At 58.5% G+C, this 958-nt stretch carries 1 protein-coding gene; it reads right to left on the reverse strand.

The annotated features are described in order from the left end of the window. The coding region (locus tag A3754_RS25515) for a beta-ketoacyl synthase N-terminal-like domain-containing protein (RefSeq protein WP_304439874.1) at positions 1 to 753 on the reverse strand (753 nt) is incomplete at its 3' end. Between the last annotated feature and the right edge of the window lie 205 nt (positions 754 to 958).

The following is a 958-nucleotide window of genomic DNA, read 5'->3' on the forward strand; positions in this document are numbered from 1 at the left end:
ACCAAAGCAAGGCTTCAGGGTGCCCAGTTTTTCCAGGGTGGAATCGCCACGCATATTGTTGTCGCGCTCCAGCCCCTTGAACGGGGTGATCAGGTCATCCTGCCAGCCATCTTCATAGGACTTGGCCAGGTTCTGGTGAGAGCGCCACGCCAGCTCGTCCTGCGCTTCACGGGGAATACCCCACTCTTTCGCAGTGATCGCCTGGTGCTCACCCATGGACAGGCCGGTGCGCGGCTCGCCATTTTTCGGGATGTCCGGCATCAGGGATTTCGGGTTCAGCAGTTTCAGGCCCAGCTTGGCACGCTCGCCGTTGGTCTTGGCACGGTTCAGGGCCATGAACACTTTACGGGCGTCTTCGTTCACACCCAAGGGCGCGTCAGAAGTCGTATCAACGCCGCCGGCAATAGCGCAGTCGATCTGGCCCAGAGCAATCTTGTTGGCCACCAGAATGGCCGCTTCCAGCCCGGTTCCGCAGGCTTGCTGCAGATCGTAGGCAGGGGTTTCCGGGGCCAGCTTGGAACCCAGCACCGATTCACGTACCAGGTTGAAATCACGGGCGTGCTTCATCACCGCACCAGCAGCCACTTCGTCAATCTTCTCACCATGCAGCTTGAAACGGTCCACCAGACCATCCAGTGCCGCTGTCAGCATTTCCTGGTTGCTGGTGTCGATGTAGGCGCTGTTGGAACGGGCAAACGGGATACGGTTACCACCAATAATGGCGACCTTACGAACGGCTTTACCTGCCAGCATAATCTTTTCCTCTAGAGATGGACGGTCATCAATGACGACGACGGTGGCGAATTTGGCCACGGTATTCACTCGACAGGGCGCAGTCTACCCCCTACCGTGCCGGTCTCATTGGCTCAAACGACTGTTTGACGGCCGGGGCCGGTCAATACACCCGTCACACTGCAGTGATTCAATACGCGCCAGTGTGCGACAGGGCCAGATTTCC

Source organism: Alcanivorax sp. HI0083 (assembly GCF_001635175.1).